The 9,934-nt window shown below is 61.5% G+C and carries 10 protein-coding genes; 7 read left to right on the top strand and 3 right to left on the bottom strand.

All coding sequences use genetic code 11. The annotated features are described in order from the left end of the window. Window positions 1-532, bottom strand: a 532-nt coding sequence (locus ABJN75_RS04695; RefSeq protein WP_348437343.1) for an HAD-IB family phosphatase, incomplete at its 3' end; no start/stop codon positions are given. Between ABJN75_RS04695 and miaA the strand changes: the two genes are divergently transcribed. Together miaA and ABJN75_RS04685 are read left to right on the top strand one after the other, a co-directional pair. Continuing rightward, window positions 531-1,433, top strand: coding sequence for a tRNA (adenosine(37)-N6)-dimethylallyltransferase MiaA (gene miaA, locus ABJN75_RS04690; protein ID WP_348437341.1), 903 nt, complete (start codon window positions 531-533; stop codon window positions 1,431-1,433). The genes ABJN75_RS04695 and miaA overlap by 2 nt on opposite strands. A 102-nt stretch (window positions 1,434-1,535) precedes the next feature. Continuing rightward, window positions 1,536-2,309, top strand: a complete 774-nt coding sequence (locus ABJN75_RS04685; RefSeq protein ID WP_348437340.1) for a GGDEF domain-containing protein — start codon at window positions 1,536-1,538, stop codon at window positions 2,307-2,309. Window positions 2,310-2,388: 79 nt separating this feature from the next. Here ABJN75_RS04685 and ABJN75_RS04680 read toward each other — a convergent pair whose 3' ends face one another. Continuing rightward, complete coding sequence (locus ABJN75_RS04680; protein ID WP_348437338.1) at window positions 2,389-4,290, bottom strand: DUF87 domain-containing protein; 1,902 nt, start codon at window positions 4,288-4,290, stop codon at window positions 2,389-2,391. A 323-nt stretch (window positions 4,291-4,613) separates the two neighbouring features. Here ABJN75_RS04680 and ABJN75_RS04675 point away from each other — a divergent pair, with 323 nt between their 5' ends. Continuing rightward, a complete protein-coding gene (locus tag ABJN75_RS04675) occupies window positions 4,614-6,389 on the top strand; it encodes an acetolactate synthase 3 large subunit (protein WP_348437336.1) in 1,776 nt (591 codons plus the stop codon). 78 nt (window positions 6,390-6,467) lie between these two features. Beyond that, the gene (gene ilvN, locus ABJN75_RS04670) at window positions 6,468-7,040 is read left to right on the top strand and encodes an acetolactate synthase small subunit (protein ID WP_348437334.1); all 573 of its coding nucleotides are present in this window, start codon (window positions 6,468-6,470) and stop codon (window positions 7,038-7,040) included. Window positions 7,041-7,055: 15 nt separating this feature from the next. On the opposite strand, the gene ABJN75_RS04665 is transcribed toward ilvN, so the two are convergent. After that, window positions 7,056-7,901, bottom strand: a complete 846-nt coding sequence (locus tag ABJN75_RS04665; protein ID WP_348437332.1) for an aldo/keto reductase — start codon at window positions 7,899-7,901, stop codon at window positions 7,056-7,058. 134 nt (window positions 7,902-8,035) lie between these two features. Between ABJN75_RS04665 and ABJN75_RS04660 the strand changes: the two genes are divergently transcribed. From ABJN75_RS04660 to nthB, 3 genes are all read left to right on the top strand, one after another. Then, window positions 8,036-8,629, top strand: coding sequence for a LysE family translocator (locus ABJN75_RS04660; protein WP_348437330.1), 594 nt, complete (start codon window positions 8,036-8,038; stop codon window positions 8,627-8,629). A 26-nt stretch (window positions 8,630-8,655) separates the two neighbouring features. After that, complete coding sequence (gene nthA, locus ABJN75_RS04655) at window positions 8,656-9,336, top strand: nitrile hydratase subunit alpha (protein ID WP_348437328.1); 681 nt, start codon at window positions 8,656-8,658, stop codon at window positions 9,334-9,336. Further along, window positions 9,333-9,934, top strand: a 602-nt coding sequence (nthB, locus tag ABJN75_RS04650; protein ID WP_348437326.1) for a nitrile hydratase subunit beta, incomplete at its 3' end; no start/stop codon positions are given. The genes nthA and nthB, both read left to right, overlap by 4 nt.

The following is a 9,934-nucleotide window of genomic DNA, read 5'->3' as shown; positions in this document are numbered from 1 at the left end:
ATCCGCCTGATACAAGCGCGGTGTAATGACCGTTGGCGCGCATGGTCGCCACCAGTTCGCGGCCTCCCGGCGTCAATGTGATGCGGCTTTCAATCACCTGTGCGATGACCTCGACGGGCAACCCCTTGAGCAAGCCGACCCGTTCGCGCAACGCGGGTTCGAACGCGATCTCGCCATTCATCGCCCGCGCGGTGATTGTCGAAACCCTGTCTTTCAGCCCGACTTCAGCGGCAAGTTCGTCAATGCACTCCTGGCCGATCATGGTTGAATCCATGTCGGCGATGAGGATTTTCTTGCGCCGCGTTTCCGCCTCCTGCACTGCGACGTCGATGACTGCGTCGCCAATCACCTCCCTGAGTTTGGCGAGGACAACCGCCGGGTCGGCTCCATCCCTGAGCGCGATGTCGCAGGCAATGCCATCGGCGAGCCAGTAGAGGCCGGCGCTGCTGATGGCGCTGAAAGCTGCTTCGCCCAACTCCGGAGTGAGAACGGGATTTGACGGATTGGCGATAAGCGTGGCAACGAGGGCCATGGAACATGTTCTCCAGCGACAAGATATCTCGGCGCTCCTGATAGCCGGGCCGACCGCCAGCGGCAAGTCCGCGCTGGCACTGGAACTGGCGCGCGACCTCGGCGGCGAAATCGTCAACGCCGACTCGATGCAGGTCTACAGTGTGCTCGACAGGCTGACCGCGCGGCCTGGCGCCGCGGATCTTGATGTGGTTGCGCACCATCTCTACGGCCATGTGGCGCCGGCGACCGCCTATTCCACCGGGATATGGCTCGACCAGGCCACCGAGGCGATCGCAGCCATTCGCGCGCGAGGCGCGCTTCCGGTGGTGGTTGGCGGCACGGGGCTGTATTTTCGCGCCCTGACCGGCGGACTCTCGCAGATGCCGGAAATTCCGGATGCCCTCCGCACACAATTGCGCGCCCGGCTGGAGAGCGAAGGTGTCGAGACACTGCATGGCGAACTCGCCCGGCTTGATCCGAAGATGGCGCAGCGGCTCCGTCCTGCCGACCGCCAGCGCATCCTTCGCGCGCTTGAGGTGGTTCGCGCTACCGGGCGATCGATCCTCGAATTTCAGGGCCGCGGCGGCGCGCAAATCGTCGATCCACTGACTGCACGCTGCATGGTGCTTGAACCGGACAGGGCGCTGCTGCACGCGCGGATCAACACCCGCTTCGCCAACATGGTGGAGGAGGGCGCTATCGATGAAGTGAAGCAATTGATTTCACAAAATGTTCCACCTCCGCACCCGGCCATGAAGGCGATCGGGGTCAGTCAGATTGCCGGTTATCTCGCGGGCCGTCATTCACTTGATGAAGCCATCGCCCTGGCCAGCGCTGCCACCCGGCAATACGCCAAACGCCAGATGACCTGGTTTCGAAATCAGCTCGATGAGCGCTGGGAAAAATACAACCATAAATAAGCAAAAATATGTCTCAACAACCAATGGAAGGCCATTGCGTTAAGTCAAACATAACGGGTTCGGCTTATATTCGCCAAACCTTAGAGATCACAGTTGGGGATCATGCGCTTTCACAAGGCCGAACTGTTCTTCTTTCTGCTGATGGGGCTTGTCGGCCTCGGCGGCGGATTTTCGTGGGCGGCGTATTCCGCCGCGACTGGCGGCATTGTGGTCGGCGGCACGGAGACAGCCGCGAAATTTGCCTTCATGGGCGCGGTATTGGCCGTGCTGTCGGCGCTGTGCGGCTTGCTGCTGATCTATCCGATCATGTCGCGCGGCCTGCGCGAGCGCGGCAAATTTCAGAAAATGACCGAATCGCTGTCGGTCCGTTCCCAATCGCTTGAACATGCCGCCGTCACCGATGGCCTGACCGGGATGTACAATCGCCGCTATTTTGACGATGCCCTGTCGGAATATCTCACTGCGTTCGGACGGATCGACAAGCCGATCGGCATGGTCATCCTCGATCTGGACCACTTCAAGAAAGTCAACGACACGCACGGGCACGATGTCGGTGACGAAGTGCTGCGCCAGGTTGCCGACTGTCTTCAGGTTTATACCCGCTACCATGATGTCGTTGCTCGTCTGGGCGGTGAGGAGTTCGCAATCCTGTCGCCCAATATTACCGAGCGGCAACTCTACAACCTGTCGGACCGTATTCGTCAGGCTGTCGCCGAACTCAATGTTCGCAATGGAAATGTGACGTTGAAGATAACCGTGAGCGCCGGACTGGCGATCTGGAATGGCGTTGAAAGCGGGGAGGAACTTTACCGCCGCGCCGACATGCAGCTTTATGAAGCCAAGCGCCAGGGCCGAAACCGCGTCTGCGCAGCCTGACCCGGCCGGCTTGATCGACCGGCGGTGCAAGGCCGGCTCGTGACCGACGCGGCCTGGCTTGTCCCGGCAGTGGTAAATCTTAGTCTTTCAACAGCGAAGACAGCGGCTTCTTGAGCAGGCTGGGGCGCAACGAACTGAGTTCGTGACGGGGCGCTGCGGGTGCCGCATCTGCATGTCCGCGGCCGTGGGCATACGGCGCGGAAGTCTCATGGTCGGAAGCCCGGCGTCTTGCCGGCGCGGCCCCGAATTCCTCCGCCGGGTCGATCGACGGCAGTTGTTCGGTCTGATGCCGCGGCTCGGGTTGGTGAGCTTGCTGCTTTGGGCTGTCGTTGATATGCCGCATCCGCATCACGATCTTTCCAAGGTCGACACCGTTCGGGTCGCCCCGGTTGACCGGTTGCAGACCGGAATTGGCGCGCGGAAGGACGTCTTCCGAGACCCGTTCGAACATCATTCGCATCGGAACCGCCACGGCTTCACCGAACGCGATCGCCTCGCCATTGCCGATGGATGACAGAAAGCTCAGCGTTGACGCAGACGAATCCGGAATGGCCGACCGGATGATCTCCTGATCGTGGTCATTGGACAGCCGCATGGCAAACACGGTCGAGCACTGGGACAGGATCGTCGGATCCAGTTCGCCGGGGCGCTGGGTGATCACGCCGAGACTGACACCGTATTTGCGGCCTTCCTTGGCAATGCGCGAAATCGCCTGCCGGGTCGGAAAAAAACCGAGTTTCGGATCGGCGGGAACGTAGCGGTGGGCCTCTTCGCAGACCACCAGAATGCGCACTCCGCCCGCGCTCCACAGCGCGATCTCGAAAGCCATGCGGCACAGGATGGAGGCGACCGAATTGACCACTTCGGACGGAATGCCCGACAGCTGGAACGTGGTCACCGGCTTGCCGTCGCCGGGGATCCGGAAGATATGGCTGATCGTCTGCAGGATCGTGTCGTGGATGGTGTTCGACGAGAACATGAATTCGTAGCGCGGGTCGTTGATCGCCGCCTGAATGCGCACCTTGAGTGAGCGCAGATGCGGCTTCTCGCTGCGGCCTTCGAGCTTGCCGATGCGTTCGTCGATCAGGGCCAGCAGGTCAGCGACCCTGTAGGGCACCGGCGTATCGGCTGTCAGCGAGGACTTTTCCGGTCCCCGGCGGATCAGCGCCGTGTCGGTGCTGCCCTTGAACATCCGCTTGGCTTCAGGGATCAGATCGCGGAGTACATCGATCTCTTCTGCAATGGCGGGACGGCCGCGGAACAGGACTTCGGTGAATTCCTCGAGCCGGAACAACCAGAACGGCAGGTCCAGCGTGTCTGTGTCGATAGCCACCGACTGGGTCGGAAAGGCGGCGGCGAATTCATTGTGCGGATCGAGAATGAGCACCCGCAAGGCCGGATCGGCCTGCAGCGCCTTGTGCAACAGCAGCGTGACCGCAGTGGTCTTGCCCACGCCCGTCGTTCCAACGACCGCGAAGTGGCGCGACAACAGGGAGGGGACATGAATCAGCGCACCCAGCGAGGGATCCTGCGTCAGATTGCCGATGACTGCGGTTTCGCTGACACCTGGATCATAGATCACCGCCAGATCGGAGGAGCGCATGCGATGCACCACCGCCCCGAGATAGGGATATTGCGAGATGCCGGCGCTGAATTCGGTTTTTCCGCTGATGCCGGTATGGATCTCGCCGACCAATTCGACTTCGATATGCATCACGTTGTCGGCGGTTTCCGACCATGCGGCTGAATCGGTTTCCATCGAACAGACAAGTGCGACAACCCGGTTCTCGCCGACGCTGATCGAAATCAGCCGCCCCACCGACCAGAGTTCCGCCAGGCCTGCACCGTCTTTTCCCGCGAAGGCGCTGACGGTGGCCTTGGAACCGGAGCAACCGATCACCCGACCCAACTTGCGGTTTCCGGCCGCGAACGTGCCGCGGCGGTCGCGCTCGTCGGGCGTATCGGGAAGTGGTGAAGTCATGCCGGTTTCCATGGTTCTCGGGCTGTCCATTACAATCACCATCGCATCGCTGGGTTAATGGGGTATTGCCGGCTTTGCCATTTCGGGTCTGTAGCGCGCGAATATTGGAATAAAGCCGTTGACGCAGCCCGTTTGAGGCGATACGAAAGTCGCCATGACACAGATCGCGAACATTCTCGTGGTAGGACCGCGTATGGGCAGGGTGGCGTAGCCACCCGGCGAAAGCACCCATGCGCGACACAAGGCTCCGAAAGGAGCCTTTTTTTATGGCTTCAATCGGGCTATGCAGCCCGGCAAACAGACGGGACAAGGGGTCAGGCGAAATGGCCGGCAAGCAAATCGAAATGACAGGCGCGGAAATCGTATTGCAGGCGCTGAAGGACAATGGTGTCGAACACATGTTCGGCTATCCCGGCGGCGCGGTTCTGCCGATTTACGACGAACTGCATCAGCAGGAAGCTATCGAGCACATTCTGGTGCGCCATGAGCAGGGCGCCGGCCACATGGCTGAAGGCTATGCGCGCTCGACCGGCAAGCCCGGCGTGGTTCTGGTGACTTCGGGTCCGGGCGCCACCAATGTGGTCACCGCGCTCCAGGACGCACTGATGGATTCGATTCCGATAGTCTGCATCACCGGTCAGGTGCCGACCTCGCTGATCGGTTCGGATGCTTTCCAGGAGTGCGACACTGTCGGCATCACACGGCCATGCACAAAGCACAATTGGCTGGTCAAGGATGTCAACCAGCTCTCCCGCATCATTCATGAAGCCTTCCGCATCGCCACCACCGGCCGTCCGGGCCCGGTCGTGGTCGATGTGCCTAAGGACGTTCAGTTCGCCACCGGGATCTACACCCCGCCTTCTCCGGTGATCGAGCAGAAAAGCTACCAGCCGAAAGTCTCGGGTGATCTCGACAAGATCCGTGCGGCGATCGAGCTGATGGCCGGCGCCAAGCGGCCGATCATCTATTCCGGCGGCGGCGTGGTCAATTCCGGCCCCGAAGCCAGCCAGTTGCTGCGCGAACTGGTCGAACTCACCGGTTTCCCGATCACCTCGACCCTGATGGGCCTGGGCGCCTACCCGGCGTCGGGAAAGAACTGGATGGGCATGCTGGGCATGCACGGCACCTATGAAGCCAACATGGCGATGCATGATTGCGATGTCATGGTCTGCATCGGTGCGCGCTTCGATGACCGCATCACCGGACGTCTGGATGCGTTCTCGCCGAATTCGAAGAAGATCCACATCGACATCGATCCGTCCTCGATCAACAAGATCGTGAGAACCGAGATCGGCATTGTCGGCGATGTCGGCCATGTGCTCGAGGACATGGTCCGGTTGTGGCGCGCGTCGAAGAAGACCGACCGCAGCCAGCTGGCTGACTGGTGGACCCAGATCTCCAAATGGAGAGGGCGCAATTCGCTGGCCTATCCGTCCAACAAGGATGTGATCATGCCGCAATACGCGATCCAGCGGCTTTATGAGCTGACCAAGGACCGCGACACCTACATCACCACCGAAGTTGGCCAGCACCAGATGTGGGCGGCGCAGTTTTATGGCTTCGAGCAGCCCAACCGCTGGATGACATCGGGCGGTCTGGGCACCATGGGCTACGGCTTTCCTGCCGCCATCGGCGTACAGGTGGCCCATCGCGACAGCCTGGTCATCGACATTGCCGGCGACGCCTCGATCCAGATGTGCATCCAGGAAATGTCCTGTGCGGTCCAGTATCAGCTGCCGGTCAAGATCTTCATCCTCAACAACCAGTACATGGGCATGGTCCGCCAGTGGCAGCAATTGCTGCATGGCAACCGGTTGTCGCATTCCTACACCGAATCCATGCCGGATTTCGTCAAGCTGGCCGAGGCCTATGGCGGCGTCGGCATCCGCTGCGACAAACCCGCCGATCTCGACGATGCGATCACCAAAATGATCGACACGCCGCAGCCGGTGATTTTCGATTGCCGTGTGGTTTCTCTTGCCAACTGCTTCCCGATGATTCCCTCGGGCAAGGCGCATAACGATATGCTGCTGCCCGATGAAGCCACCGACGAAGCTGTCGCCAACGCCATTGATGCAAAAGGTCGCGCGCTCGTTTGAGCCGCCAGTGGTCTGGCGAAACAGATGGTCCCATCTGTTTTAAAAAGCCAGCCCACCACCAGAACAGGAACTGATCTCATGAACGCTCAGCACCAGCCCACAGGTTCGGCCTATTTCATGACCGCCGAAACCGCCCTTCCGGAAACCCACACGCTCTCGGTTCTGGTCGACAACGAGCCGGGCGTTCTTGCCCGGGTCATCGGCCTGTTTTCCGGTCGCGGCTACAACATCGAAAGCCTGACGGTCTCCGAGACCGAGCATGAGGCGCATCTTTCGCGCATCACCATCGTCACCACCGCGACGCCCAACGTGCTTGAACAGGTCAAGGCGCAACTTGAGCGCATTGTTCCGGTTCACCGAGTGGTTGACCTCACCGTGCGCTCGGCCGAACTTGGCCATGACAAGCCGCTCGAACGCGAGCTGGCCCTGGTCAAGGTGACCGGCACCGGCGAGGACCGGGTCGAGGCGCTACGCCTCGCCGACGCCTTCCGCGCCCAGGTGATTGACGCCAACACCGAGCATTTCATCTTCGAGATCACCGGACGTGTCTCCAAGATCGAACAGTTCATCTCGATCATGAAGCCGCTCGGCCTCGTTGAGATCTGCCGAACCGGCATCGCTGCGATGAACCGCGGACCGCAGGGCATGTGATCTGCAGATGTGATCTCAGATCATCGCCAGCGGCTCGCGTGAGCGTGGCGGCGGAAAGATCTGGTCGAGTTCACGGATCTGGTCTTCGGTCAGCCTGATATCGGCGCTGGCACGGTTTTGCCTGACCCGTTCCGGGCTCGATGATTTCGGAATTGGAATGACATTGTCACGGGCAAGCAGGAAGGCCAGCGCCAGTTGCGCCGGCGTGACCCCGATTTGCCTGGCCAAGTTTCCCAGTCCCGGATGCCGCAGCAGCCGGCCTTCATCGAGCGGTGAATAGGCCATCAGCGGCATGGCATTCTCGGTCATCCATGGCATGAGATCAAACTCGATGCCCCGCGTCGACAAATTGTAGAGCACCTGGTTGGCGGCGCAATTGCCACCGTCGGGCAGGGCGGACAGCTGCCGCATGGCAACAGTGTCGAAGTTGGAGACGCCCCAACGGACAATCTTGCCGGATTTCCGCAGTTCCTCGAAGGCCTCGACAGTCCTGCCCAGCGGATGCCGGCCCGGCCAGTGCAGCAGGTAAAGATCGACGTGGTCGGTACCAAGCCGCTGGAGGCTGGCTTCGCAGGCAGCGATGGTGCCTTGGTAACTGGCATTCGAAGGCATCACCTTGGAGACGATAAAGACCTCATCGCGGCGGCCCATGATGGCTTCGCCGGTGATTTCCTCGGCGCCGCCACCCGCATACATTTCCGCCGTGTCAATCAGCGTCATGCCGCAATCGATGCCTGTCTGCAGCGCGCGGACTTCGCTTAAGACCTCGGTGCGGTTCTCGCCCATGTGCCAGGTGCCGAGCCCGAGCGCAGGCACGGCGTGACCATCGGGGAAAGTTGCTGAGGGGAGCGGGAGGCTCATGCATGTCTCCAGTGCCGGGGTTCGATTGCCGGGTTGAATCACATTTTGGAGTGCGGGCATGACGACAATTTGTTTGCCACGCACGAAAGCTGGTTTATCAACCATAGGCCGGCATTCAGCCGACGGGAACGGATATGGTACTGGAAACTTTTCTGTCGCTCATCGTCTTCGCCTTCGTCACCTCGGTGACGCCGGGGCCGAACACCATGATGCTGTTTGCCTCGGGCGTGAATTTCGGGTTCCGCCGCACCTTCCCGCACATGGTCGGCATCGGTGCCGGCTTCTTCTCGCTGCTGCTTGGCGTCGGCTTCGGCCTTGGGGCGCTGCTGGCCACGCTGCCGGTTCTCTACACAGCGCTCAAGGTCGCGGGCGCTGCCTATCTTGTCTACATCGCCTGGAAGATCGGCATGTCGCGGGCCATGCCCGACGGCAAGGTTGGCGAGCAGCCTCTGACCTTCCTGCAGGCGGCGGCGTTCCAGTGGGTCAATCCGAAGGCCTGGGTGATGGCCGTCACCGCGATGACGATCTACACCAACCCCGACCGCTACGCGCTCACGGTGTTTCTGGTCGGTCTGGCGTTCATCCTGACCAATTTCCCGGCGGTCTTCACCTGGGCCGGCTTCGGCTCGGTGCTGCGCTCCTGGCTGTCCGACCCGGTCCGGCTCAAATGGTTCAACATCACCATGGCCATACTGCTGGTGGCGAGCCTGTGGCCGATGTTGCGGTAACGGTTTTGGAGGACTAACCTGCTGTCATGACCCATGATGCTGAACACCACGGCCACGACCACCACCACGACAATGATCTCGATCCCTTCGCGGCTCGGGTCAGGGCGCTTGAGACGATCCTGACCGAGAAAGGTCTGATCGACCCCGCCGCGGTCGACGCCATTGTCGAGACCTATGAGCATAAGGTAGGGCCGCGCAACGGCGCCCGTGTGGTGGCCAAGGCCTGGGTCGATCCGAAATTCGCCGACTGGCTGAAACGCGACGCCACCGCGGCCATCGCATCGCTGGGTTATACCGGCCGTCAGGGCGAGCACATGCAGGCGGTGTTCAACACGGACGACACCCACAACCTGATCGTCTGCACTCTGTGCTCGTGTTATCCGTGGACCGTGCTCGGCGTGCCGCCGGTCTGGTACAAGGCGCCATCCTACCGCAGCCAGGCGGTGATCAATCCGCGCGGCGTACTGGCCGAATTCGGACTGGTGCTGCCGGAAGACACGCGCATCCGGGTGTGGGATTCCACCGCCGAACTGCGTTACATGGTGGTGCCGATGCGGCCGGTGGAAACCGATGGTCTGAGCGAAGACGAACTGGCCAGGCTGGTCACCCGCGATTCGATGATCGGCACGGGTATCGCGTTAAGACCGGGCTCACTTGAGCCCGGAGCCCTCTGGCCCGCTGTAAGCATACCGGGAGCAGGCGTATGAACGGGCCGCATGATCTGGGCGGGCAGATGGGGTTCGGCCCGGTTGCGCCCGAAATCGACGAGCCGAAGTTTCATGGCGAATGGGAACGGCGGGCGCTCGGGCTGACGCTGGCCGCGGGCACGCTGGGCGCATGGAACATCGACGAAAGCCGCCATGCCCGCGAGAGCCTGCACCCGGCGATCTACTATTCGGCGAGTTATTACGAAATCTGGATCCGCGCGCTGGAGACATTGCTTGAACGCCACGGTTTTGTCTCCGCCGACGAGATTGAAGCCGGTCACAAGCTCTGGCCCGGCGTCAAACCCAGACAGGTACTCCGACCCGGCGATGTGGCCGGTGTGCTGGCGCGCGGCGGGCCGTGCAACCGGAATGTCTCGTCCGAGCCAAGGTTCAAGGCCGGCGACAGCGTGCGCACCATCAACGAGCATCCCGAGGGCCACACCCGGCTGCCGCGCTATGCCCGCGGCAAGCTCGGTGTCATCGACGCCGTGCGCGAAGGCTTCGTGTTCCCCGATACCAACGCCCATGGCAGGGGCGAGAACCCGCAGCACGTCTACACCGTCAGCTTCGACGGGCGCGAACTCTGGGGCAAGACCGC

It is taken from the genome of Hoeflea sp. (genome assembly GCF_039975035.1).
In the GTDB taxonomy this organism is placed as follows: domain Bacteria; phylum Pseudomonadota; class Alphaproteobacteria; order Rhizobiales; family Rhizobiaceae; genus Hoeflea.
This window is presented reverse-complemented; position numbering and strand designations above follow the sequence as displayed.